Here is a 21259-nt window from a genome sequence, read left to right as displayed (position 1 = left end):
GCCGGGTCAGCAGCACCCGGCCCCGGGCAGCGTCCGCCTGTTCCGCGCCTCCTTGTTGCGGGCGGCCAGCAGCTCGTCGGCCGGGTAGCCGACCTCCTCCAGCGTCAGCCCGTGCGGCCGTACGACATGCACGGCCGAATCCCGTACGCCCGCGGCGAGCACCTTGCCCGGCCAGTCCGGCCCACGGTGCCCGTCCCCCACGAACAGCAGCGCCCCGATCAGCGAGCGCACCATGTTGTGGCAGAAGGCGTCGGCGCGGACGGTGGCGGTGATGATCCCGTCCTCGCCCTTGCGCAGTCTCAGCTCCTGCAGCGTACGAATGGTGGTCGCGCCCTCCCGCCGCTTGCAGTAGGCGGCGAAGTCGTGCTCCCCCAGCAGCCGCTGAGCTGCCTCGTTCATGGCGTCGACGTCGAGCGGCCAGTCGTGCCAGAGGACATGGTTGCGCAGCAGGGGGTCGACGCCGCCGGGGTTGTCGGTGACACGGTAGGCGTACCGCCGCCAGATCGCGGAGAAACGGGCGTTGAAGCCGCTGGGCGCCTCCCTGAGGGCCCACACCCGTACGTCCTTGGGCAGGCGCCCGGCGAGTCGCTTGAGCAGCTTCTCGTGGTGCTCGACCCAGACCTCCCGGGGCAGATCGACATGGGCGACCTGTCCGCGCGCGTGCACCCCGGCGTCGGTCCGCCCGGCCACGGTCAGCTCGTACGTCGTCTGCCCGGACCGCGTCACGGTCCGCAGGGCGTCCTCGATCTCCCCCTGCACGGTCCGCCGTCCCCCGGCCTGCTTGGCCCACCCGGAGAACTCGGTCCCGTCGTACGAGAGATCCATTCGCACCCGTACGAACCCGGGCTGTACTTCGTCACTCACCCCTAGATCCTCTCAAGCCTGCGTCCTTCGGGAAACGCGGAACGGGCCCGCCCCGAAGGGCGGACCCGTTCACTGCAAGGCAGAGCCTCAGGCGTCCTTGGACTCCTCAGCGGCCTCGTCCGCGGCCGGAGCCGCGTCCTCGACCTTGGTCTCCTCGACCTTGGTCTCCTCGGCCTCCTTGACGGCACGCTTGGTCGCCGCCTCGGCCTCACCGGTGGCCTGCTGGGCCACGGTCAGCGCCTCCACCAGCTCGATGACGGCCATGGGCGCGTTGTCGCCACGGCGGTTACCGATCTTGGTGATACGGGTGTAGCCACCCGGGCGGTTCTCGTAGCGCGGGCCGATCTCGGTGAAGAGCGTGTGGACGATGCTCTTGTCCGTGATCACCTGGAGCACCTGACGGCGGTTGTGAAGGTCGCCCTTCTTCGCCTTGGTGACCAGACGCTCGGCGTACGGCCGCAGACGGCGGGCCTTCGCCTCGGTGGTGGTGATCCGGCCGTGCTCGAACAGCGACTTCGCGAGGTTCGCGAGGAGCAGCTTCTCGTGCGCGGCGCTGCCGCCCAGACGGGCACCCTTGGTGGGCTTCGGCATGGTGTTTCTCCTAGGTGTCTGCCCCGGCCGTATCAGGTACCGGGGTCAGTATCCGAGCAGGCGGTCGCCTGTCGGAGATCCGGGAGCGGCCCCGAAGGGGCGCTCCCGGAAGGGGCGCGGGGAACTGCGCGATCAAGCACAGCGCACCCGCACCCGAAAACGGACCGGCTGGCCCGAGCTCTCAGTACTGCTCGGTCTCCACGAAGCCCGCGTCCGCGTCGTCGTCGGCGCCGAAGGCGTCCGCGGCAGCGGTCGGGTCGAATCCGGGCGGGCTGTCCTTGAGGGCCAGGCCCATGCCGGCCAGCTTCGCCTTGACCTCGTCGATGGACTTCGCACCGAAGTTGCGGATGTCCAGGAGGTCGGCCTCGGAGCGGGCGACGAGCTCACCCACGGAGTGGATGCCCTCACGCTTGAGGCAGTTGTAGGAGCGGACCGTAAGCTCCAGCTCCTCGATCGGCAGCGCCAGGTCGGCGGCAAGGGCGGCGTCCGTGGGGGACGGGCCCATGTCGATGCCCTCGGCGTCGATGTTGAGCTCGCGGGCCAGACCGAACAGCTCCACCAGGGTCTTACCGGCGGACGCCATGGCGTCACGGGGACGCATGGCCTGCTTGGTCTCGACGTCGACGATCAGCTTGTCGAAGTCGGTGCGCTGCTCGACACGGGTCGCCTCGACCTTGTACGTGACCTTCAGCACCGGCGAGTAGATGGAGTCGACCGGGATACGGCCGATCTCCTGGCCCACCTGCTTGTTCTGCACGGCGGAGACGTAACCACGGCCACGCTCGACCGTGAGCTCCATCTCCAGCTTGCCCTTGCCGTTGAGCGTGGCGAGGACGAGGTCGGGGTTGTGCACCTCGACACCGGCGGGCGGCGCGATGTCAGCGGCGGTGACCAGGCCCGGGCCCTGCTTGCGCAGGTACATGACGACGGGCTCGTCGTGCTCGCTGGAGACCACCAGCTGCTTGATGTTGAGGATCAGGTCGGTGACGTCCTCCTTGACGCCCGGCACGGTGGTGAACTCGTGCAGGACACCGTCGATACGGATGGACGTGACCGCCGCACCCGGGATCGAGGAGAGGAGCGTACGACGCAGGGAGTTGCCGAGGGTGTAGCCGAAGCCCGGCTCCAGCGGCTCGATCACGAACCGGGAGCGGAACTCGTCGACGACCTCTTCGGTCAACGAGGGACGCTGAGCAATCAGCATGTTGCGATCCTTCAGTCATGGGCGCCCGCTATTTGACGCCCTGCTGTTACTGCAAGGGTACGGGCGATACGCCTCCGAAGAGCCGTACCGCCCGAAAGCCCGGAACTACCGGCCGTGCGTCAGACGCGGCGGCGCTTCGGCGGACGGCAGCCGTTGTGCGGGGTGGGGGTGACGTCCTGGATGGAGCCGACCTCGAGGCCAGTGGCCTGGAGGGAGCGGATCGCGGTCTCACGACCGGAGCCCGGGCCCTTGACGAAGACGTCGACCTTGCGCATGCCGTGCTCCTGCGCGCGGCGCGCGGCCGACTCGGCGGCCATCTGCGCGGCGAACGGGGTCGACTTGCGCGAGCCCTTGAAGCCGACGTGGCCGGCGGAGGCCCAGGAGATCACGTTGCCGGAGGGGTCCGTGATCGAGACGATCGTGTTGTTGAACGTGCTCTTGATGTGGGCGTGCCCGTGAGCGACGTTCTTCTTTTCCTTGCGGCGCACCTTCTTGGCAGCGCCCTGACGACCCTTGGGGGGCATCTGTAACTCCTACGGGGAGGTGGTCGGTCCTACAGCGAAGACCGCTGATGAAGCGTTGTCCGCTGAGGACTACTTCTTGCCCGGCTTCTTCTTGCCGGCGATGGCGCGACGCGGGCCCTTGCGGGTACGAGCGTTCGTGCTGGTGCGCTGACCGCGGACGGGCAGACCGCGGCGGTGCCGCAGACCCTGGTAGCAGCCGATCTCGACCTTGCGGCGGATGTCGGCCTGGATCTCGCGACGGAGGTCACCCTCGGTCTTGATGTTGTTGTCGACGTACTCGCGGATCGCGACGAGCTGCTCCTCGGAGAGGTCGCGAACGCGGGTGTTCGGGTCGACGCCGGTCGCTGCCAGCGTCTCCTTCGAGAGGGTCCGGCCGATGCCGAACACGTAGGTGAGGGCGACCTCCACGCGCTTTTCGCGCGGGATGTCAACACCGGAAACGCGTGCCATTCAATGGCTCCAGTTGAATCTTCGGAGGTCTTCCGCAGGACCGAGTCCCAGTCGCCGTACGAGGTACGAACTGGGTCCCCGGCCTCCGAGCCGGGGGTGTCAGGCTTGATTCGCTCAGGCCTGGGTGCTGCGTATGAACATATTCAGCTTGCGTCGCGCGAATTTCTGCGAAGTGCAGAGGGTGCGGTCGTGCGTCAGCCCTGGCGCTGCTTGTGGCGCGGGTTCTCGCAGATGACCATGACCCGGCCGTGACGGCGGATCACCCTGCACTTGTCGCAGATCTTCTTGACGCTCGGCTTGACCTTCATTGGGTGAGGTTCTCCGGGTCAGTGCCATCGCCTCGGGAGGCCCGGGGCGCGGGCAAGATCTACTTGTACCGGTAGACGATCCGGCCACGCGTCAGGTCGTACGGAGACAGCTCCACCACGACCCGGTCGTCAGGGAGGATGCGGATGTAGTGCATACGCATCTTGCCGCTGATGTGTGCCAGGACCTGGTGGCCGTTCTGGAGCTCGACCTTGAACATGGCGTTCGGCAGAGACTCGACGACAGTGCCCTCGATCTCGATGGCACCTTGCTTCTTGGCCACGCTTCGCCCTTCGAATCGACTACCTTGATCGACTCCGTACGAGCGCATGCAGGCATGCGGGTGCACGAGAGCCGACGAGTCAGTCTACGTCAGCGCACCCGGAAACACGAATCGGGGAAGTCTGCCCCACGCGGAAGATCATCATGCAACGGGGTCCGGCGAAGCCGTGACTCCGTACTCCGCCGGCCCGGCCTTGCCGCCGAACCGGCTCGACGCCGCTCTCGCCGGCTCGGTGCCAGGGGCGCCTCACGAGCTTCGGCCGGCCGCGCCGGCCTCCGGCCGACGGTCGTGGGCCGGGGTCGTCGTCAGGCAAGCGGGTCCGGCGCGGCCGTGATCCCGTGTTCCGCCAGCTTCGCCTTGCCGCCGTCCGGCGCCGTGAGGACCAGCGGGCCCTGCTCGGTCAGGGCGACGGAGTGCTCCCAGTGGGAGGACCAGGTGCCGTCCGTGGTGATGACCGTCCAGTCGTCCTCGAGGACCTCGGTCTTCGGGGTGCCCAGGGAGACCATCGGCTCGATGGCGAGGCAGAAGCCGGGGACGAGCTTGGGGCCCTTGCCGCGGCGGCGGTCGACGTAGTTCAGCAGATGCGGGTCCATGTGCATCTCGGTGCCGATGCCGTGGCCGCCGTAGTCCTCGATGATCCCGTACCGGCCGCCGCCGGGCTTGGGCTGGCGGCGGATGTACGTCTCGATGGCGCGGGAGACGTCGACGAGCCGGCTGCCCTGCTTCATGGCCGCGATGCCGGCCCACATCGACTCCTCGGTCACCCGGGAGAGCTCGATCAGCTCCGGGGCGTGACCGGAACCCACGAACGCGGTGTAGGCGGCGTCGCCGTGCCAGCCGTCGACGATCGCGCCGCAGTCGATGGAGATGATGTCGCCGTCCTTGAGGACGACGTCCTCGGACGGGATGCCGTGGACCACGACGTCGTTCACGGAGGTGCAGATCGTCGCGGGGAAACCGCCGTAGCCGAGGAAGTTCGACTTGGCGCCATGCTCCGCGAGCACCTTGCGCGCGACCTCGTCCAGGTCCTTGGTCGTCGCCCCGGGCACGGCCGCCTCCCGCGTGGCCGCGTGAATGGCGGCGACGACCAGCCCCGCCGCTCGCATCTTGGCGATCTGCTCGGGGGTCTTGATCTGCACCATGGGGGCTACGGCCTTTCTGGACGCTCCGGACCGGAGGGGCTGCGGACTGCGGACTGCGGATGTCTCAACGATACGTGGGGGTACAACCGCCCCCCACACAGCAGCCGCGGCCCCCTCGAAGGGAAACCGCGGCTACAGCGACGTACGAACGACTACTTGGCGTCGTCCTCGCGCTTCAGCGCTTCCAGCGCCCGCTTCGTGACCTCGTCCACCGGGCCCAGCGCCGAGATCGTGACGACCAGGCCCTGCGCCTTGTAGTAGTCGATGATCGGCTCGGTCTGCGTGTGGTAGACCTCGAGCCGCGTGCGGACGGTGCCCTCGGAGTCGTCGTCCCGCTGGTACAGCTCGCCGCCGCAGACGTCGCAGACGCCTTCCTTGGCCGCCGGCTTGTACGTCACGTGGAAGACGTGCGAGGAGTCGTTGCGGCAGATGCGCCGGCCGGCGATCCGCTTGACGACCTCCTCCTCGGGCGCCTCCAGGTCCAGCACCGCGTCCAGCTTGATGCCCTCGCCCTCGAGGAGCTCGTCCAGCGCCTCGGCCTGCGAGACATTGCGCGGGAAACCGTCGAGCAGGAAGCCGTTCACGGCGTCGGGCTGCTCCATGCGGTCCTTGGCCATCGCGATGGTGACCTCGTCGGGGACGAGGTTGCCGGCGTCCATGTAGGACTTCGCGAGCTTCCCGAGCTCCGTCTGCTGGCTGATGTTGGCGCGGAACAGGTCGCCCGTGGAGATGTGGGGAACGCGGAGCTTCTCGGCAAGGCGCGTGGCCTGCGTTCCCTTACCGGCACCCGGCGGCCCGACGAGGACGATTCGCATCAGCGGAGGAACCCTTCGTAATTGCGCTGCTGGAGCTGGCTCTCAATCTGCTTCACAGTCTCGAGACCCACACCCACGATGATCAGGATGCTGGTCCCGCCGAACGGGAAGTTCTGGCTTGCCCCGAAGCCAACCAACGCCATCGTCGGGACGAGAGCGATCAGACCCAAGTACAGCGAACCCGGCCAGGTGATCCGGTTGAGCACGTAGCTGAGGTACTCAGCGGTCGGTCGGCCAGCCCGGATGCCCGGGATGAAGCCACCATACTTCTTCATGTTGTCCGCGACTTCCTCGGGGTTGAAGGAGATCGCCACGTAGAAGAACGCGAAGAAAACGATGAGCAAGAAGTACGAAGTGATGTAAATCGGGTGGTCACCCTTGGTCAAGTTCGTCTGAACCCACGTCTTCCAGCCGGAATTGCTGCCGGAGAACTGCGCGACCAACGCCGGGATGTAGAGCAGCGACGAGGCGAAGATGACGGGGATCACACCCGCCTGGTTGACCTTCAGCGGGATGTACGTCGACGTACCGCCGTAGGAACGACGGCCGATCATGCGCTTCGCGTACTGCACGGGAATACGGCGCTGGGCCTGCTCGACGAAGACCACCAGGGCCACCATGACCAGACCGACCGCGATGACGGTGCCGAACTCGATCCAGCCGTCGGCGAGGGTGCCCGACTTCTTGATGGCCCACAGCGCGGACGGGAAGGTCGCGGCGATCGAGATGAACATCAGGATCGACATGCCGTTGCCGATGCCGCGGTCGGTGATGAGCTCGCCCAGCCACATGACGACGGCCGTACCGGCGGTCATGCAGATGACCATCGTGATGGTGGTGAAGATCGCGCGGTCCGGGACGATGCTCGAGGCGACCGTGCAACCGGAGAACAGCGCGCCGCTGCGGGCGGTGGCCACCAGGCCGGTGCCCTGCAGGATGGCGAGCGCCACGGTCAGGTAGCGGGTGTACTGCGTGATCTTCGCCGTACCGGCCTGGCCCTCCTTCTTGAGGGCTTCCAGGCGCGGGATCACCACGGTCAGCAGCTGCAGAATGATGCTCGCCGTGATGTACGGCATGATGCCGAGCGCGAAGATCGTGATCTGCAGCAGCGCACCGCCGCTGAACATGTTGACCAGACCGAAGAGGCCCTGGTTGCCGGATGCCTCGTCCACGCACTGCTGGACGGACTTGTAGTCGACGCCCGGGATCGGGATGTGGGTACCGACCCGGTAGACCACGATGATGCCGAGCGTGAAGAGCAGCTTCTTGCGCAGGTCGGGCGTCCTGAACGCCCGGGCGAACGCGGTGAGCACGGTGCCTCCTGCGACCCCCGCGCAACTGCGTCAAGGGTGACGGTCTTGAGATTCCAATGGAATGACGACTTGAGAACGGTCGACTGCCGCTCAGGGTGCCCCATGTGACGCACCCGGAAAAGAAAGTGGACAGTGCAGGCCACCTTACCGGCGAGACTGCCCCCTTGGAACGACCAACCGGGGATACCCCTTATGTGGGTATCCCCGGTCGGGATCGTTCAAGTCATCGAGACGCCTGAGTGGATCAGACGAGCTCGGTGACGGTGCCGCCGGCGGCGGTGATCTTCTCCTTGGCGGAGCCGGAGACGGCGTCGACCGTCACCTGCAGCGCCACGGAGATCTCGCCCTGGCCGAGGACCTTGACGAGGCTGTTCTTGCGAACGGCACCCTTGGCCACCAGACCCTCGACGGTGACCTCGCCACCCTCGGGGTAGAGCGCGGCCAGCTTGTCGAGGTTCACGACCTGGAACTCGGTCTTGAACGGGTTCTTGAAGCCCTTCAGCTTCGGAAGACGCATGTGGAGGGGCATCTGGCCACCCTCGAAGCGCTCCGGAACCTGGTAACGGGCCTTCGTACCCTTGGTACCACGACCGGCCGTCTTACCCTTCGACGCCTCACCACGACCGACACGGGTCTTGGCGGTCTTGGCGCCGGGGGCCGGACGGAGGTTGTGGATCTTGAGCGGGTTGTTCTCCGCCATGATCAGTCGACCTCCTCGACCGTCACGAGGTGGCGGACGGTGTGCACCATGCCGCGGAACTCGGGGCGGTCCTCCTTGACGACCTGCGTGTTGATGCCCTTGAGACCAAGGGAGCGCAGGGTGTCACGGTGGTTCTGCTTGCTGCCGATGTACGACTTCACCTGCGTGATCTTGAGCTGCGCCATTACGCACCAGCCCCGGCACGCGCACGGAGAAGAGCCGCGGGAGCGACGTCCTCGAGGGGCAGACCACGGCGAGCCGCGATCTCCTCGGGACGCTGCAGGCCCTTCAGGGCCTCCACGGTCGCGTGCACGATGTTGATCGCGTTGTCGGAGCCGAGCGACTTCGACAGCACGTCGTGGATACCGGCGCACTCGAGCACGGCACGCACCGGGCCACCGGCGATAACGCCGGTACCGGGGGACGCGGGCTTGAGCAGCACGACGCCGGCAGCCTTCTCACCCTGGATGGGGTGCGGGATGGTGCCCTGGATACGGGGGACCTTGAAGAAGTGCTTCTTGGCCTCCTCAACACCCTTGGCGATGGCGGCCGGCACCTCCTTGGCCTTGCCGTAACCGACACCCACGGTGCCGTCACCGTCGCCCACCACGACCAGCGCGGTGAAGCTGAAGCGACGACCACCCTTCACAACCTTGGCGACGCGGTTGATCGCGACGACGCGCTCAACGTAAGCGGTCTTCTCGGCGGCAGCTGCGCCGCCGTCACGGCCCTTCCGGTCCCGCCGCTCGCCGCCACCGGCACCGCTTCCGCGGCGCTGGGGTCCAGCCATTGGAATTACCTCTCTCTGTTTCCGCTAGCTACGCGGCAACTTTTAGTCGCTGCCGCGACGGGCGGCCTCTAGAACTTCAGGCCGGCTTCGCGGGCGGCGTCCGCCAGGGCGGCGATGCGCCCGGCGTACTGGTTGCCACCACGGTCGAATACGACAGCCTCGACACCCGCGGCCTTTGCACGCTCGGCGACAAGCGCGCCGACCTGCTTGGCCTGGGCCGACTTGTCACCCTCGCCACCGCGGATCGAGGTGTCCAGGGTGGACGCCGACGCAAGGGTGTGACCCTTGAGGTCGTCGATCACCTGGGCCACGATGTGGCGGTTGGAGCGGGTAACGACCAGGCGGGGACGCTCCGCCGTACCGGCGATCCGCTTGCGGATCCGGATGTGACGGCGCTTGATCGCGGCGCGCTTGTAGGCGTCGCCCTTCAGGATCTTCTGTCCGTATGCCATGGCTTACTTACCCGCCTTTCCGACCTTGCGGCGGATGACTTCGCCCTCGTACTTGACACCCTTGGCCTTGTACGGGTCGGGCTTGCGCAGCTTGCGGATGTTGGCCGCAACCTCGCCGACCTTCTGCTTGTCGATGCCCTCGACCTGGAAGCGGGTCGGGGTCTCCACCTTGAAGGTGATGCCCTCGGGTGCCTCGACGGTGATCGGGTGGCTGTAGCCGAGCGCGAACTCGAGGTTCGAACCCTTGGCGGTCACGCGGTAACCGACACCGCTGATCTCGAGCTTCTTCACGTAACCCTGGGTCACGCCGGTGATCATGTTCGCCACCAGCGTGCGGGACAGGCCGTGCAGGGCCTTGCTCTGACGCTCGTCGTTGGGGCGGGTGACGTTCAGAACGCCGTCCTCACCCTTGGCGATCTCGATCGGCGCCACGACGGTGTGGGTCAGCGAGCCCTTGGGACCCTTGACCGAAACCGTCTGGCCGTCGATGGTGACGTCCACGCCGGCGGGAACCGTGATGGGGAGCTTGCCAATACGCGACATAGCTGTTTCCTCCGTTCCCTTCCGCTACCAGACGTAGGCGAGGACTTCCCCACCCACGCCCTTCTTGCCGGCCTGCTTGTCGGTGAGGAGCCCGTGGGACGTGGAGATGATCGCCACGCCCAGGCCGCCGAGCACCTTCGGCAGGTTGGTGGACTTCGCGTAAACCCGGAGACCGGGCTTGGAGATCCGCTTGATGCCCGCGATGGAGCGCTCACGGTTCGGGCCGAACTTCAGCTCGAGGACGAGGTTCTTGCCGACCTCGGCGTCCTCGATCTTCCAGCCCGTGATGAAGCCCTCCTGCTGGAGGATCTCCGCGATGTGAGACTTGATCTTCGATGCCGGCATCGTCACGGAGTCGTGGTATGCCGAGTTCGCGTTCCGCAGACGCGTAAGCATGTCTGCGATCGGATCAGTCATGGTCATGAATTGGCCTTCGGCCTCTCTCGCCGGGGTTTCCTGGTGCGCCATCCCTCTCCCCGATCCGGGACGGGACGGGTGCGGCGCGGTGGACCTACGGCGTAGTAAGTCGTACGGGCGGCAATCAGGCGCCCAACCCCCCAAGCCTAAGCCATGGAGAGGAGGGCGCCTGACACGCCCAGTGCTTACCGAGAGCCCTTGGAATCCCTTATTAGGGGGACTACCAGGAGCTCTTGGTCACGCCCGGCAGCTCGCCACGGTGAGCCATCTCACGAAGGCACACGCGGCACAGGCCGAACTTGCGGTACACGGAGTGGGGACGGCCGCAGCGCTGGCAGCGCGTGTAGCCACGCACGCCGAACTTGGGCTTGCGAGCAGCCTTCGCGATCAGAGCCTTCTTCGCCATCTCGCTCACGCCTCCTTGAAGGGGAAGCCGAGGTGACGAAGGAGCGCGCGGCCCTCAGCGTCGTTGGTCGCCGTGGTGACCACGGTGATGTCCATACCCCGGACGCGGTCGATCTTGTCCTGGTCGATCTCGTGGAACATGACCTGCTCCGTGAGACCGAAGGTGTAGTTGCCACGGCCGTCGAACTGCTTGGGGGACAGGCCGCGGAAGTCGCGGATGCGCGGCAGCGCGAGCGACAGGGTGCGGTCCAGGAACTCCCACATGCGGTCGCCACGGAGCGTGACGTGGGCACCGATCGGCTGACCCTCACGCAGCTTGAACTGCGCGATGGACTTGCGGGCCTTGGTCACGGCCGGCTTCTGACCGGTGATCGTGGTGAGGTCGCGGATGGCGCCCTCGATCAGCTTGGAGTCGCGGGCGGCGTCGCCCACACCCATGTTGACCACGATCTTGACGAGGCCGGGGATCTGCATGACGTTCTCGTACTTGAACTCGTCACGCAGCTTGCCCGCGATCTCCTCGCGGTACTTCTGCTTCAGACGCGGGGTGGTGGTGGTAGCCATCAGATGTCCTCACCCGTCCGCTTGGCAACGCGGATCTTGTTGCCCTCGTCGTCGAAGCGGTAACCGACACGCGTGACGACCTTGTTGCCGTCCTTCTCCACGACCAGCTGAACGTTGGACACGTGGATCGGGGCCTCGGTGGTCACGATGCCGCCGGCCTGGGAACCGCTGGCGGTCGGGCCGGCCTTCGTGTGCTTCTTGACCCGGTTGACACCCTCGACCAGGACACGGTCCTCGCGGGGGAAGGCCGCGATGACCTTGCCCTGCTTGCCCTTGTCCTTACCGGTGATGACCTGGACCAGGTCGCCCTTCTTGATCTTCATGCTTACAGCACCTCCGGCGCGAGCGAGATGATCTTCATGAACTTCTTCTCGCGCAGCTCACGGCCCACGGGGCCGAAGATACGGGTGCCGCGAGGGTCGCCGTCGTTCTTCAGAATGACGGCGGCGTTCTCGTCGAAGCGGATGTACGAGCCGTCCGGACGGCGGCGCTCCTTGACGGTGCGAACGATGACCGCCTTGACGACGTCACCCTTCTTCACGTTGCCACCGGGGATCGCGTCCTTGACGGTGGCGACGATGACGTCACCGATGCCCGCGTAGCGGCGACCGGAGCCACCGAGCACACGGATGCAAAGGATCTCCTTCGCACCAGTGTTGTCGGCGACACGCAGTCGCGACTCCTGCTGGATCACGTCTATCTCCTGGTTGTCTGCCGGTTCCCGGGGCGGGGCCGCACGACGGCGGCCCCGCCCCGAGCCTGGCGGAACGATGCCTAGGGGGTCCCCCTAGGAGGGATTACTTGGCCTTCTCGAGGATCTCGACGATGCGCCAGCGCTTCGTCGCGGACAGCGGCCGGGTCTCCGCGAGGAGGACACGGTCGCCGACGCCTGCAGCGTTCTGCTCGTCGTGGGCCTTGAGCTTGTTCGTACGGCGGATGACCTTGCCGTACAGCGCGTGCTTCACACGGTCCTCGACAGCGACGACGACGGTCTTGTCCATCTTGTCGCTGACGACGAGACCCTCACGGGTCTTGCGGAAACCGCGCGCCTCAGTGGTGTTCTCGGTCACGTTGCTCTCGCTCATCAGGCGCTCTCCACCGTCTCGATGCCCAGCTCGCGCTCACGCATCAGGGTGTAGATCCGCGCGATGTCCTTACGGACGGCCTTCAGCCGACCGTGGTTCTCGAGCTGACCCGTCGCCGCCTGGAAGCGGAGGTTGAACAGCTCTTCCTTGGCCTCGCGGAGCTTGTTGAGGAGCTCCTCGTTGCCCAGCTCGCGCAGCTCGGACGCCTTGGTACCGGCCGACATCACGCTTCACCTGCCTCGCGCTTGACGATCCGGCACTTCATCGGCAGCTTGTGGGCTGCGCGAGTGAGGGCCTCACGGGCGATCTTCTCGTTGGGGTAGGACAGCTCGAACATGACCCGGCCCGGGTGCACGTTCGCGATCCACCACTCCGGAGAACCCTTACCGGAACCCATGCGGGTCTCGGCAGGCTTCTTCGTCAGCGGGCGGTCCGGGTAGATGTTGATCCAGACCTTGCCGCCACGCTTGATGTGGCGGGTCATCGCGATACGAGCCGCCTCGATCTGACGGTTGGTCACGTACGCCGGCGTGAGGGCCTGAATGCCGTACTCGCCGAACGCGACCGTCGTACCGCCCTTGGCCTGACCACGGCGCTTCGGGTGGTGCTGCTTGCGGTGCTTGACCCTACGGGGGATCAGCATGTCGGTCAGGCCTCCGTTCCGGTGCTCTCAGCCGGAGCGGCAGCCGGAGCCTCGGCCTTGGGGGCCTCGGCAGCGGGAGCCTGCTGCGGCTTGCGACCGCGACCGCCACGCTCGCCACCGCGGCCACCACGGGCCGGGCGGTCAGCGCCGCCACGGGCCGGGCGGTTGCCGGCGCGGGCAGCAGCGTTCTCGGCGCGGACCTCGGCGATGTTCTTGACGTCGCCCTTGTAGATCCAGACCTTCACACCGATGCGGCCGAAGGTCGTCTTGGCCTCGAAGAAGCCGTAGTCCACGTTCGCGCGGAGCGTGTGCAGGGGCACACGGCCCTCGCGGTAGAACTCCGAGCGGGACATCTCGGCGCCACCGAGGCGGCCACCGCACTGGATCTTGATGCCCTTGGCGCCGGCCTTCATGGCGGACTGCATGCTCTTACGCATGGCCCGACGGAAGGAGACGCGGGAGGAGAGCTGCTCGGCGACGGCCTGGGCAACCAGCTGAGCGTCGGTCTCGGGGTTCTTGACCTCGAGGATGTTCAGCTGGACCTGCTTGCCCGTGAGCTTCTCGAGGTCGCCGCGGATGCGGTCGGCCTCGGCGCCACGGCGGCCGATGACGATGCCCGGACGGGCCGTGTGGATGTCCACACGGACGCGGTCACGGGTGCGCTCGATCTCAACCTTCGAGATGCCGGCGCGCTCCATGCCGGACGTCATCATCCGACGGATGGCGACGTCTTCCTTGACGTAGTCCTTGTACAGCTTGTCGGCGTACCAACGCGACTTGAAGTCGGTCGTGACACCGAGCCGGAACCCATGCGGGTTTACCTTCTGGCCCATTACCGGGTTCCTTCCTTGCTGCTGACGACCACGGTGATGTGGCTGGTCCGCTTGCGGATCCGGTAGGCACGGCCCTGGGCACGCGGACGGAACCGCTTCAGGGTCGGGCCCTCATCGACGTAGGCCTCGGAGATGAAGAGGCTGTCGACATCGGTGTGGTCGTAGTTGTGCGCGGCGTTGGCGATGGCGCTGTCCAGCACCTTGCCGACCGGCACGCTCGCGGCCTGCGGGGCGAAACGCAGGACCGCCTGAGCCTCCGTGGCATCCATGCCACGGATAAGGTCCACCACGCGGCGGGCCTTCATGGGCGTAACGCGGATGTACCGCGCCTGGGCCCTGGCTTCCATGGTTGTCCTTCCAGTGTCTGTCATGGTCATTCCACCCCGCGTTAGCGGCGCTTCGACTTCCGGTCGTCCTTGACGTGACCCCGGAAGGTGCGCGTCGGCGAGAACTCGCCGAGCTTGTGGCCGACCATCGACTCGGTGACAAACACCGGAATGTGGGTCTTGCCGTTGTGCACCGCGATCGTGTGGCCGAGCATGGCCGGGATGATCATCGAGCGGCGGGACCAGGTCTTGATGACGTTCTTGGTGCCGGCTTCGTTCTGCGAATCCACCTTCTTGATCAGGTGGTCGTCGACGAAGGGCCCCTTCTTGAGACTGCGCGGCATCTAAACCCGCTCCTAGCGCTTCTTGTTCGTCTTGCGGCGGCGGACGATGTACTTGTTCGAAGCCTTCTTCGGCGAACGAGTACGACCCTCCTTCTGACCCCACGGGGAGACCGGGTGGCGACCACCGGAGGTCTTGCCCTCACCACCACCGTGCGGGTGGTCGACCGGGTTCATCGCCACACCGCGAACGGTCGGGCGAACGCCCAGCCAGCGCTTACGGCCGGCCTTGCCCCAGTTGATGTTGCTCTGCTCGGCGTTGCCGACCTCGCCGACCGTGGCGCGGCAGCGCTGGTCGACCAGGCGGATCTCACCGGAGGGCATGCGGAGGTGGGCCATCGAGCCCTCCTTCGCGAGCAGCTGCACGGAGGCACCGGCGGAGCGGGCGAACTTGGCACCGCCACCGGGACGGAGCTCGATCGCGTGGATCGTGGTACCGACCGGGATGTTGCGGAGGGCCAGGTTGTTGCCCGGCTTGATGTCGGCCCCGGGACCGTTCTCCACGCGGTCACCCTGCTGCAGGTTGCGCGGGGCGAGGATGTAGCGCTTCTCGCCGTCCGCGTAGTGCAGCAGCGCGATGCGCGCGGTGCGGTTGGGGTCGTACTCGATGTGCGCGACCTTCGCCGGCACGCCGTCCTTGTCGTGACGACGGAAGTCGATCACGCGGTAGGCGCGCTTGTGTCCGCCACCCTGGTGGCGAACGGTCACACGACCGGCGTTGTTACGGCCGCCCTTGCTGTGCAGAGGGCGGACCAGCGACTTCTCCGGCGTGGACCGCGTGACCTCGACGAAGTCGGCGACGCTGGAGCCACGACGGCCCGGAGTCGTCGGCTTGTACTTGCGGATACCCATTTCTCAGTCCTCGTCCGATATCGGACGATCCGGACCTCCGTCAGGAGGTCGGACCGCCGAAGATGTCGATACGGTCGCCCTCGGCGAGGGTCACGATCGCGCGCTTGCTGTCAGCACGCTTACCGAAACCGCTCTTGGTGCGCTTGCGCTTGCCCTGGCGGTTGATCGTGTTGACCCCGGTGACCTTGACCGAGAAGACCGCCTGGACGGCCTCCTTGATCTGGGTCTTGTTGGAGCCGGGCGCGACGATGAAGGTGTACTTGCCCTCGTCGAGCAGCGCGTAGCTCTTCTCGGAGACGACCGGCTTGAGCAGCACGTCACGGGGGTCCGTGAAGGACTTGCTCAGCGGCGTCTCGACGGTGTTCTTGCCCTCGGTGGCGTGGCGGCGTGCCTTGGCGACGCGCGCGGCCTTGGCGGCCTTGGCCGCCTTCGAGGCGATGCTCGGGTGACGCGTAGCCATCAGGCCTCGCTCCCTTCGGTGTCAGCGGCCTTGGGGCCAGACACGAAGGACTCGAACGCGGACTGGGTGAAGACCACGTCGTCCGAGACGAGAACGTCGTACGTGTTGAGCTGGCCCGGCTCCAGGATGTGGACCTGGGGCAGGTTGCGGGCGGACAGCCACGCGGCCTCGTCGCTGCGCTCGACGACCAGGAGCAGGTTCTTGCGCTCCGAGATCTTGCCGAACAGCGTCTTCGCGGCCTTCGTGGAGATGTCGCCCTCGACCACGCCGGAGACGACGTGGATGCGGTTGTGGCGGGCCCGGTCGGTGAGGGCGTGGCGCAGGGCCGCGGCCTTCATCTTCTTCGGGGTCCGCTGCGAGTAGTCACGCGGCACGGGGCCGTGGACGACGCCACCGCCGGCGAACTGCGGGGCGCGGGTCGAGCCCTGACGGGCGCGGCCGGTGCCCTTCTGGCGGTACGGCTTCTTGCCGCCACCGCGAACCTCGCCACGAGTCTTGGTCTTGTGCGTGCCCTGACGGGCAGCGGCCAGCTGTGCGACGACGACCTGGTGGATCAGCGGAATGCTGACCTTTTCAACGCCGAAGATCTCCGCGGGGAGCTCGACGGATCCGGCCTTGTCGCCCGCCGGCGAAAGGATGTCAACAGTGCTCATCGGTTACCTCAGGCCCCCTTGGCCGCGGTGCGGACCAGGACGAGGCCGCCGTTCGGACCGGGAACCGCGCCCTTGATGAGCAGCAGACCCTTCTCCGCGTCAACGGCGTGGACGGTCAGGTTCTGGGTGGTGACCCGCTCGTTGCCCATGCGACCCGCCATGCGGAGGCCCTTGAACACGCGGCCCGGGGTGGCGCAGCCACCGATGGAGCCGGGGGAGCGGTGCTTGCGCTGGGTGCCGTGACCGGCGCCGAGGCCCTTGAAGTTGTGACGCTTCATGACACCGGCGAAGCCCTTGCCCTTGCTCTTGCCGGTCACGTCCACCTTGATGCCGGCCTCGAACACCTCGGCGGTGATCTCCTGGCCGAGGGTGTACTCGCTGGCGTCAGCGGTACGGATCTCGACGAGGTGGCGGCGGGGGGTGACGTCGGCCTTGGCGAAGTGACCCTTGAGGGGCTTGTTCACCTTGCGCGGGTCGATCTCGCCGAAGGCGATCTGGACCGACTCGTAGCCGTCGGCGTCGTTCGTACGGACCTGGGTGACGACGTTGGGGCCGGCCTTGACGACGGTGACCGGAACAACACGGTTGTTCTCGTCCCACACCTGCGTCATGCCGAGCTTCTCGCCCAGGATGCCCTTGATCTGCTTAGCCATTCTCAGATCACCGACCCCTAGAGCTTGATCTCGATGTCGACACCGGCCGGAAGGTCGAGTCGCATCAGGGAGTCAACGGTCTTGGGCGTCGGGTCGAGGATGTCGATCAGGCGCTTGTGCGTGCGCATCTCGAAGTGCTCGCGCGAGTCCTTGTACTTGTGCGGCGACTTGATGACGCAGTACACGTTCTTCTCAGTGGGCAGCGGCACCGGGCCCGCGACCGACGCACCAGTGCGGGTCACCGTCTCGACGATCTTCTTCGCCGAGGAGTCGATGACCTCGTGGTCGTAGGCCTTGAGCCGGATGCGGATCTTCTGTCCCGCCATGGCTACTCAGTAGTCCTGTCTCTCGTAACGCTCTGGAACCCGGCATTCCGTGCACTTCCTCCGACCCACGCGGTCGGGCGTGTCGCGCTCCCGCTCACACAGATGTCCCACCTGAGACATCCCTTGCTGGGGAACACGGCCCTTCCGGAACCGCAAGTCGGGGGCCGAAAGGCCCACCGGGTGCCTGGTCGGCGCCGCACTGACACTTCCCGGAAGATTCCCGTACGTCCGTCCCAGCGCTGCCGTAAAGGCAGTTGGGACGACGAGTACTGTGGGACTCGCTTCCGGTCCTCCCGGCGGGAGGCGCGCAGCATCAACACTCGACCGAGCAACTCCGACAGTCTGCCATATGGGGCAGGGGCCTGGCCAATCGAGCCGGAGACAATACCCCTAAGGTGACGTAGGTCAAACCCGGGTCGCCGCGACGAGGTGGGCCCCTTCCGGAGGTCGGCTCAGGCTGAAGCCATCGGGTCCGGCACGAGGTCACTTCGTGATCTTGATGTCCTGGGCCGGCGCCGACCGTCCGGCGCCCTTGCAGATGGCGAACCTCAGTCAGATCACACCTTGCTCCAGCATCGCGTCGGCGACGCGCTCGAAGCCCGCGATGTTCGCACCGCTGACATAGTCGCCCGCGACGCCGTAGCGCTCGGCGGTCTCGTGGCAGATGGCGTGGATGCTGTTCATGATGTGGGTCAGCTCGTCCTCGACCCGCTCCCGCGACCATGAGGTGCGGGCGTGGTTCTGGCTCATCTCCAGCGCGCTGACCGCGACCCCGCCCGCGTTGGCCGCCTTGCCGGGGCCGAAGGCGACGCCCGCCTCCTGGAAGAGGTGGACCGCCTCGGGAGTGGTGGGCATGTTGGCGCCCTCGGAGACCGCCTTGACGCCGTTGCCGATCAGCGTGGCCGCCGCGGCCGCGTCCAGCTCGTTCTGGGTCGCCGAGGGCAGCGCGACGTCGCCCGGCACGTCCCAGACGCTGCCGCCCGCGACAAACCGCGCCGACGCGCCGCGCCGTGCCGCGTAGTCGGAGACCCGGCCGCGCTCGACCTCCTTGACCTGCTTGAGCAGGTCGACGTCGATGCCCTTCTCGTCGACGACGTAGCCGCCGGAGTCGGAGCAGGTCACCGCGTTGGCGCCAAGGGCGGCGAGCTTCTCGATGGTGTAGATCGCGACGTTGCCGGAGCCGGAGACGACCGTGGTCTGGCCCTCCAGGTCCTCGCCGCGCTCCCGCAGCATGGCGGCGGCGAACAGGACGTTGCCGTAGCCGGTCGCCTCGGGCCGGATCAGCGAACCGCCCCAGTGTGTGCCCTTGCCGGTGAGGACACCGGCCTCCCAGCGGTTGGTGATGCGCCGGTACTGGCCGAACAGGTAGCCGATCTCCCGGCCGCCCACACCGATGTCGCCCGCCGGAACGTCCGTGTGCTCACCGATGTGCCGGTACAGCTCCGTCATGAACGACTGGCAGAACCGCATGACCTCCGCGTCCGACCTGCCGCGCGGGTCGAAGTCGCTGCCGCCCTTGCCGCCGCCGATGCCCAGACCGGTCAGGGCGTTCTTGAAGATCTGCTCGAAGCCGAGGAACTTCACGATGCCCAGGTTCACCGACGGGTGGAACCGCAGACCGCCCTTGTACGGGCCGAGCGCGCTGTTGAACTCCACGCGGTAGCCCCGGTTGACCTGGACCTTTCCGTGGTCGTCCTGCCACGGGACACGGAAGATGATCTGCCGCTCGGGCTCCACCAGGCGCTCGACGAGGGCCGCGTCCGCGTACTCCGGGCGCTGCGAAAGGACCGGAGCCAGGGTTTCGAGCACCTCGTGCGCGGCCTGGTGGAACTCGGGCTGCGCCGGATTGCGCCGCTCGATGTCGGCGAGCAAGGACGCGATACGGCTCTTCGTGTCAGGACGGGTCACCTGGGGGTCCCTTCTGATGGGGTTGCCGGAACGGCTGACCGGGGTCGGTTCGGCCGGGTGGTTTCCGGCGGCATCGGTGGAGGGGCCGGGGCACACCCGTGCACGGGCAAACGCCTGGGCCCCCGGCACTCCGGTACGACCGGCGGGGGTGCGCTCGGCGCCGTTGCCGGTGCGCAGACCAGTGGAGCCCCCGCTCGCGGGCGGGGGACCGTCCCTACAGTGTTACCTCTGAATTTCAGCCGCGTTACGTGATTCTTCGTACACGTGGCAAAGGTCGCGTCACCTGTGGGGATCTCCTTCACACCGTAACCCCGGTCGGCTTTCGTATACGTATTCGTCCGCCCCGCGAGACTGAGGGCTCTCCGGTGTGTCGGCGTGGCCGAGCCGCGGCGTTTCCCGAGCGGCCGTTCCCGGACATGGCGAAGGGGCCCGTACGACCGAAGTCGTACGGGCCCCTTCTGGAGCTCGCGGCGGAGCTACCGGGTCAGTTCAAGATCACTTCGTGATCTTGATGACCTGGCCGGCGCCGACCGTCCGGCCACCCTCACGGATGGCGAACTTCAGGCCCTCTTCCATGGCGATGGGCTGGATGAGCTGCACCGACATCTCGGTGTTGTCACCCGGCATGACCATCTCGGTGCCCTCGGGGAGGGTCACAACGCCCGTCACGTCCGTCGTACGGAAGTAGAACTGCGGACGGTAGTTGTTGAAGAACGGCGTGTGGCGGCCACCCTCGTCCTTGGACAGGATGTAGGCCTGGGCCTCGAACTCGGTGTGCGGGGTGACCGAGCCCGGCTTGATGATGACCTGGCCGCGCTCGACGTCCTCGCGCTTGATGCCGCGGAGCAGCAGACCGACGTTCTCACCGGCCTGGCCCTCGTCGAGCAGCTTGCGGAACATCTCGATACCGGTGACCGTGGTGGTGGTCTTCTCGGTCTTGATGCCGATGATGTCGACGGTCTCGTTGACCTTCAGGACACCACGCTCGATACGGCCGGTGACGACCGTACCGCGACCGGTGATCGTGAAGACGTCCTCGATGGGCATGAGGAACGGCTTGTCGACGTCACGCTCCGGCTCCGGGATGGCGGAGTCGACGGCGTCCATGAGGTCCAGGACGGACTGGCCCCACGTCGCGTCGCCCTCGAGCGCCTTGAGCGCCGAGACCTTGACGACCGGGACGTCGTCGCCCGGGAACTCGTACTCGGAGAGGAGCTCACGGACCTCGAGCTCGACGAGCTCCAGGATCTCCTCGTCGTCCACCATGTCGGCCTTGTTCAGGGCGACAACGATGTACGGAACGCCGACCTGGCGGGCCAGGAGCACGTGCTCCTTGGTCTGCGGCATCGGGCCGTCGGTGGCGGCGACCACGAGGATCGCGCCGTCCATCTGCGCGGCACCGGTGATCATGTTCTTGATGTAGTCCGCGTGACCCGGGCAGTCGACGTGGGCGTAGTGACGCGCCTCGGTCTGGTACTCGACGTGCGCGATGGAGATGGTGATACCGCGCTGGCGCTCCTCAGGAGCCTTGTCGATCTGGTCGAAGGCCGAGGCCTCGTTCAGGTCCGGGTACTTGTCGTGCAGCACCTTGGTAATGGCGGCCGTGAGGGTCGTCTTACCGTGGTCGATGTGACCGATGGTGCCGATGTTGACGTGGGGCTTAGTCCGCTCGAACTTCGCCTTCGCCACGGGGTCCTCCTGTGGAGTGGTTCTGAACGCCTTGCTTCATCGGCGCCAGGTGATCTTTGCTGGAAAGCCCGGGCCCGGGGGCATTCCCCCACAAATGCGGGTGAATGCCCCTCCGGGCTCCGGAGTC

The 21259-nt window shown here is 66.8% G+C and carries 33 protein-coding genes; all 33 read right to left on the bottom strand.

Features of this window, described 5'->3' with window-relative positions; translation table 11 throughout:
- Positions 1 to 6 precede the first annotated feature (6 nt).
- The 33 genes from truA to tuf all read right to left on the bottom strand — a co-directional run bounded on the left by truA (position 7) and on the right by tuf (position 21132).
- Positions 7 to 864 (bottom strand): tRNA pseudouridine(38-40) synthase TruA, encoded by an 858-nt coding sequence (truA, locus tag ACFY16_RS35935; protein WP_390651411.1) that lies wholly within the window; start codon positions 862 to 864, stop codon positions 7 to 9.
- A gap of 87 nt (positions 865 to 951) precedes the next feature.
- A complete protein-coding gene (rplQ, locus tag ACFY16_RS35930) occupies positions 952 to 1455 on the bottom strand; it encodes a 50S ribosomal protein L17 (protein WP_390651410.1) in 504 nt (167 codons plus the stop codon).
- A gap of 181 nt (positions 1456 to 1636) precedes the next feature.
- Entirely contained in the window at positions 1637 to 2659 is a 1023-nt protein-coding gene (locus tag ACFY16_RS35925; protein WP_003966937.1) for a DNA-directed RNA polymerase subunit alpha, read from the bottom strand.
- A gap of 119 nt (positions 2660 to 2778) precedes the next feature.
- On the bottom strand, positions 2779 to 3183 hold the full coding sequence (rpsK, locus tag ACFY16_RS35920; protein WP_003956432.1) for a 30S ribosomal protein S11: 405 nt from the start codon (positions 3181 to 3183) through the stop codon (positions 2779 to 2781).
- 69 nt (positions 3184 to 3252) lie between these two features.
- Positions 3253 to 3633 (bottom strand): 30S ribosomal protein S13, encoded by a 381-nt coding sequence (gene rpsM, locus ACFY16_RS35915; RefSeq protein WP_009300593.1) that lies wholly within the window; start codon positions 3631 to 3633, stop codon positions 3253 to 3255.
- A 194-nt stretch (positions 3634 to 3827) separates the two neighbouring features.
- A complete protein-coding gene (gene rpmJ / locus ACFY16_RS35910; protein WP_003998809.1) occupies positions 3828 to 3941 on the bottom strand; it encodes a 50S ribosomal protein L36 in 114 nt (37 codons plus the stop codon).
- 59 nt (positions 3942 to 4000) lie between these two features.
- Entirely contained in the window at positions 4001 to 4222 is a 222-nt protein-coding gene (gene infA / locus ACFY16_RS35905) for a translation initiation factor IF-1 (RefSeq protein ID WP_003948620.1), read from the bottom strand.
- A 305-nt stretch (positions 4223 to 4527) separates the two neighbouring features.
- Complete coding sequence (map, locus tag ACFY16_RS35900; RefSeq protein ID WP_390651409.1) at positions 4528 to 5364, bottom strand: type I methionyl aminopeptidase; 837 nt, start codon at positions 5362 to 5364, stop codon at positions 4528 to 4530.
- Between the two features lie 152 nt (positions 5365 to 5516).
- Positions 5517 to 6179 (bottom strand): adenylate kinase, encoded by a 663-nt coding sequence (locus ACFY16_RS35895; RefSeq protein WP_390651408.1) that lies wholly within the window; start codon positions 6177 to 6179, stop codon positions 5517 to 5519.
- Positions 6179 to 7492: a preprotein translocase subunit SecY gene (gene secY / locus ACFY16_RS35890; protein ID WP_351143393.1), complete on the bottom strand. Its 1314-nt coding sequence runs from the start codon at positions 7490 to 7492 to the stop codon at positions 6179 to 6181. The genes ACFY16_RS35895 and secY overlap by 1 nt, the downstream gene beginning before the upstream one ends.
- A 244-nt stretch (positions 7493 to 7736) precedes the next feature.
- Positions 7737 to 8192 (bottom strand): 50S ribosomal protein L15, encoded by a 456-nt coding sequence (rplO, locus tag ACFY16_RS35885; protein WP_003974249.1) that lies wholly within the window; start codon positions 8190 to 8192, stop codon positions 7737 to 7739.
- Between the two features lie 2 nt (positions 8193 to 8194).
- Positions 8195 to 8377 (bottom strand): 50S ribosomal protein L30, encoded by a 183-nt coding sequence (gene rpmD / locus ACFY16_RS35880; RefSeq protein ID WP_003974250.1) that lies wholly within the window; start codon positions 8375 to 8377, stop codon positions 8195 to 8197.
- Complete coding sequence (rpsE, locus tag ACFY16_RS35875) at positions 8377 to 8982, bottom strand: 30S ribosomal protein S5 (RefSeq protein ID WP_019753099.1); 606 nt, start codon at positions 8980 to 8982, stop codon at positions 8377 to 8379. Before rpsE ends, rpmD begins: the two co-directional genes overlap by 1 nt.
- Positions 8983 to 9050: 68 nt before the next feature.
- Complete coding sequence (gene rplR / locus ACFY16_RS35870) at positions 9051 to 9434, bottom strand: 50S ribosomal protein L18 (protein ID WP_030174556.1); 384 nt, start codon at positions 9432 to 9434, stop codon at positions 9051 to 9053.
- A gap of 3 nt (positions 9435 to 9437) precedes the next feature.
- A complete protein-coding gene (rplF, locus tag ACFY16_RS35865; RefSeq protein ID WP_099969705.1) occupies positions 9438 to 9977 on the bottom strand; it encodes a 50S ribosomal protein L6 in 540 nt (179 codons plus the stop codon).
- 24 nt (positions 9978 to 10001) lie between these two features.
- Entirely contained in the window at positions 10002 to 10400 is a 399-nt protein-coding gene (gene rpsH, locus ACFY16_RS35860; protein WP_007494756.1) for a 30S ribosomal protein S8, read from the bottom strand.
- Positions 10401 to 10614: 214 nt separating this feature from the next.
- Positions 10615 to 10800, bottom strand: a complete 186-nt coding sequence (locus tag ACFY16_RS35855; protein WP_003948630.1) for a type Z 30S ribosomal protein S14 — start codon at positions 10798 to 10800, stop codon at positions 10615 to 10617.
- A gap of 5 nt (positions 10801 to 10805) precedes the next feature.
- On the bottom strand, positions 10806 to 11363 hold the full coding sequence (gene rplE / locus ACFY16_RS35850; protein WP_016434630.1) for a 50S ribosomal protein L5: 558 nt from the start codon (positions 11361 to 11363) through the stop codon (positions 10806 to 10808).
- Complete coding sequence (gene rplX / locus ACFY16_RS35845; RefSeq protein WP_033272457.1) at positions 11363 to 11686, bottom strand: 50S ribosomal protein L24; 324 nt, start codon at positions 11684 to 11686, stop codon at positions 11363 to 11365. Before rplX ends, rplE begins: the two co-directional genes overlap by 1 nt.
- A 2-nt stretch (positions 11687 to 11688) precedes the next feature.
- Positions 11689 to 12057: a 50S ribosomal protein L14 gene (rplN, locus tag ACFY16_RS35840; RefSeq protein ID WP_003998823.1), complete on the bottom strand. Its 369-nt coding sequence runs from the start codon at positions 12055 to 12057 to the stop codon at positions 11689 to 11691.
- A 103-nt stretch (positions 12058 to 12160) separates the two neighbouring features.
- Positions 12161 to 12448: a 30S ribosomal protein S17 gene (gene rpsQ, locus ACFY16_RS35835; RefSeq protein ID WP_390651407.1), complete on the bottom strand. Its 288-nt coding sequence runs from the start codon at positions 12446 to 12448 to the stop codon at positions 12161 to 12163.
- On the bottom strand, positions 12448 to 12672 hold the full coding sequence (gene rpmC / locus ACFY16_RS35830; protein ID WP_010036720.1) for a 50S ribosomal protein L29: 225 nt from the start codon (positions 12670 to 12672) through the stop codon (positions 12448 to 12450). Before rpmC ends, rpsQ begins: the two co-directional genes overlap by 1 nt.
- Positions 12672 to 13091, bottom strand: a complete 420-nt coding sequence (gene rplP / locus ACFY16_RS35825) for a 50S ribosomal protein L16 (protein WP_004927269.1) — start codon at positions 13089 to 13091, stop codon at positions 12672 to 12674. The genes rpmC and rplP overlap by 1 nt, the downstream gene beginning before the upstream one ends.
- Positions 13092 to 13096: 5 nt before the next feature.
- On the bottom strand, positions 13097 to 13924 hold the full coding sequence (gene rpsC / locus ACFY16_RS35820; protein ID WP_004927271.1) for a 30S ribosomal protein S3: 828 nt from the start codon (positions 13922 to 13924) through the stop codon (positions 13097 to 13099).
- A complete protein-coding gene (rplV, locus tag ACFY16_RS35815; protein WP_006130776.1) occupies positions 13924 to 14271 on the bottom strand; it encodes a 50S ribosomal protein L22 in 348 nt (115 codons plus the stop codon). The genes rpsC and rplV overlap by 1 nt, the downstream gene beginning before the upstream one ends.
- A gap of 41 nt (positions 14272 to 14312) precedes the next feature.
- A complete protein-coding gene (gene rpsS / locus ACFY16_RS35810; RefSeq protein WP_361628157.1) occupies positions 14313 to 14594 on the bottom strand; it encodes a 30S ribosomal protein S19 in 282 nt (93 codons plus the stop codon).
- A gap of 12 nt (positions 14595 to 14606) precedes the next feature.
- Positions 14607 to 15443 carry a 50S ribosomal protein L2 gene (rplB, locus tag ACFY16_RS35805; protein ID WP_007494772.1) on the bottom strand — a complete coding sequence of 279 codons (837 nt, stop codon included), beginning with the start codon at positions 15441 to 15443 and terminating at the stop codon, positions 14607 to 14609.
- Between the two features lie 40 nt (positions 15444 to 15483).
- A complete protein-coding gene (gene rplW, locus ACFY16_RS35800) occupies positions 15484 to 15903 on the bottom strand; it encodes a 50S ribosomal protein L23 (protein WP_390651406.1) in 420 nt (139 codons plus the stop codon).
- The gene (rplD, locus tag ACFY16_RS35795) at positions 15903 to 16556 is read right to left on the bottom strand and encodes a 50S ribosomal protein L4 (RefSeq protein WP_390651405.1); all 654 of its coding nucleotides are present in this window, start codon (positions 16554 to 16556) and stop codon (positions 15903 to 15905) included. Before rplD ends, rplW begins: the two co-directional genes overlap by 1 nt.
- Positions 16557 to 16564: 8 nt before the next feature.
- Positions 16565 to 17209: a 50S ribosomal protein L3 gene (rplC, locus tag ACFY16_RS35790; RefSeq protein ID WP_007384065.1), complete on the bottom strand. Its 645-nt coding sequence runs from the start codon at positions 17207 to 17209 to the stop codon at positions 16565 to 16567.
- A 17-nt stretch (positions 17210 to 17226) separates the two neighbouring features.
- On the bottom strand, positions 17227 to 17535 hold the full coding sequence (rpsJ, locus tag ACFY16_RS35785) for a 30S ribosomal protein S10 (RefSeq protein ID WP_003948644.1): 309 nt from the start codon (positions 17533 to 17535) through the stop codon (positions 17227 to 17229).
- A 552-nt stretch (positions 17536 to 18087) separates the two neighbouring features.
- Positions 18088 to 19443, bottom strand: coding sequence for an NADP-specific glutamate dehydrogenase (gene gdhA, locus ACFY16_RS35780; RefSeq protein WP_390651404.1), 1356 nt, complete (start codon positions 19441 to 19443; stop codon positions 18088 to 18090).
- 495 nt (positions 19444 to 19938) lie between these two features.
- Positions 19939 to 21132 (bottom strand): elongation factor Tu, encoded by a 1194-nt coding sequence (gene tuf / locus ACFY16_RS35775; RefSeq protein ID WP_390651403.1) that lies wholly within the window; start codon positions 21130 to 21132, stop codon positions 19939 to 19941.
- Positions 21133 to 21259 lie beyond the last annotated feature (127 nt).

Origin of the sequence: Streptomyces sp. NPDC001315 (assembly GCF_042896175.1) — a bacterium.
Classification (GTDB): domain Bacteria; phylum Actinomycetota; class Actinomycetes; order Streptomycetales; family Streptomycetaceae; genus Streptomyces.
Note: the sequence above shows the minus strand (reverse complement) of the source record. Positions and strands in the feature narration are given on the sequence as shown.

Bases quoted from the DNA above. Each gene is read 5' to 3' on its own strand.
- rplQ (WP_390651410.1), bottom strand. From the start codon at position 1,455: ATGCCGAAGCCCACCAAGGGTGCCCGTCTGGGCGGCAGCGCCGCGCAC.
- ACFY16_RS35925 (WP_003966937.1), bottom strand. From the start codon at position 2,659: ATGCTGATTGCTCAGCGTCCCTCGTTGACCGAAGAGGTCGTCGACGAG.
- rpsK (WP_003956432.1), bottom strand. From the start codon at position 3,183: ATGCCCCCCAAGGGTCGTCAGGGCGCTGCCAAGAAGGTGCGCCGCAAG.
- rpsM (WP_009300593.1), bottom strand. From the start codon at position 3,633: ATGGCACGCGTTTCCGGTGTTGACATCCCGCGCGAAAAGCGCGTGGAG.
- rpmJ (WP_003998809.1), bottom strand. From the start codon at position 3,941: ATGAAGGTCAAGCCGAGCGTCAAGAAGATCTGCGACAAGTGCAGGGTG.
- map (WP_390651409.1), bottom strand. From the start codon at position 5,364: ATGGTGCAGATCAAGACCCCCGAGCAGATCGCCAAGATGCGAGCGGCG.
- ACFY16_RS35895 (WP_390651408.1), bottom strand. From the start codon at position 6,179: ATGCGAATCGTCCTCGTCGGGCCGCCGGGTGCCGGTAAGGGAACGCAG.
- rplO (WP_003974249.1), bottom strand. From the start codon at position 8,192: ATGGCGGAGAACAACCCGCTCAAGATCCACAACCTCCGTCCGGCCCCC.
- rpmD (WP_003974250.1), bottom strand. From the start codon at position 8,377: ATGGCGCAGCTCAAGATCACGCAGGTGAAGTCGTACATCGGCAGCAAG.
- rpsE (WP_019753099.1), bottom strand. From the start codon at position 8,982: ATGGCTGGACCCCAGCGCCGCGGAAGCGGTGCCGGTGGCGGCGAGCGG.
- rplR (WP_030174556.1), bottom strand. From the start codon at position 9,434: ATGGCATACGGACAGAAGATCCTGAAGGGCGACGCCTACAAGCGCGCC.
- rplF (WP_099969705.1), bottom strand. From the start codon at position 9,977: ATGTCGCGTATTGGCAAGCTCCCCATCACGGTTCCCGCCGGCGTGGAC.
- rpsH (WP_007494756.1), bottom strand. From the start codon at position 10,400: ATGACCATGACTGATCCGATCGCAGACATGCTTACGCGTCTGCGGAAC.
- ACFY16_RS35855 (WP_003948630.1), bottom strand. From the start codon at position 10,800: ATGGCGAAGAAGGCTCTGATCGCGAAGGCTGCTCGCAAGCCCAAGTTC.
- rplE (WP_016434630.1), bottom strand. From the start codon at position 11,363: ATGGCTACCACCACCACCCCGCGTCTGAAGCAGAAGTACCGCGAGGAG.
- rplX (WP_033272457.1), bottom strand. From the start codon at position 11,686: ATGAAGATCAAGAAGGGCGACCTGGTCCAGGTCATCACCGGTAAGGAC.
- rpsQ (WP_390651407.1), bottom strand. From the start codon at position 12,448: ATGAGCGAGAGCAACGTGACCGAGAACACCACTGAGGCGCGCGGTTTC.
- rpmC (WP_010036720.1), bottom strand. From the start codon at position 12,672: ATGTCGGCCGGTACCAAGGCGTCCGAGCTGCGCGAGCTGGGCAACGAG.
- rplP (WP_004927269.1), bottom strand. From the start codon at position 13,091: ATGCTGATCCCCCGTAGGGTCAAGCACCGCAAGCAGCACCACCCGAAG.
- rpsC (WP_004927271.1), bottom strand. From the start codon at position 13,924: ATGGGCCAGAAGGTAAACCCGCATGGGTTCCGGCTCGGTGTCACGACC.
- rplV (WP_006130776.1), bottom strand. From the start codon at position 14,271: ATGGAAGCCAGGGCCCAGGCGCGGTACATCCGCGTTACGCCCATGAAG.
- rpsS (WP_361628157.1), bottom strand. From the start codon at position 14,594: ATGCCGCGCAGTCTCAAGAAGGGGCCCTTCGTCGACGACCACCTGATC.
- rplB (WP_007494772.1), bottom strand. From the start codon at position 15,443: ATGGGTATCCGCAAGTACAAGCCGACGACTCCGGGCCGTCGTGGCTCC.
- rplW (WP_390651406.1), bottom strand. From the start codon at position 15,903: ATGGCTACGCGTCACCCGAGCATCGCCTCGAAGGCGGCCAAGGCCGCC.
- rplD (WP_390651405.1), bottom strand. From the start codon at position 16,556: ATGAGCACTGTTGACATCCTTTCGCCGGCGGGCGACAAGGCCGGATCC.
- rplC (WP_007384065.1), bottom strand. From the start codon at position 17,209: ATGGCTAAGCAGATCAAGGGCATCCTGGGCGAGAAGCTCGGCATGACG.
- rpsJ (WP_003948644.1), bottom strand. From the start codon at position 17,535: ATGGCGGGACAGAAGATCCGCATCCGGCTCAAGGCCTACGACCACGAG.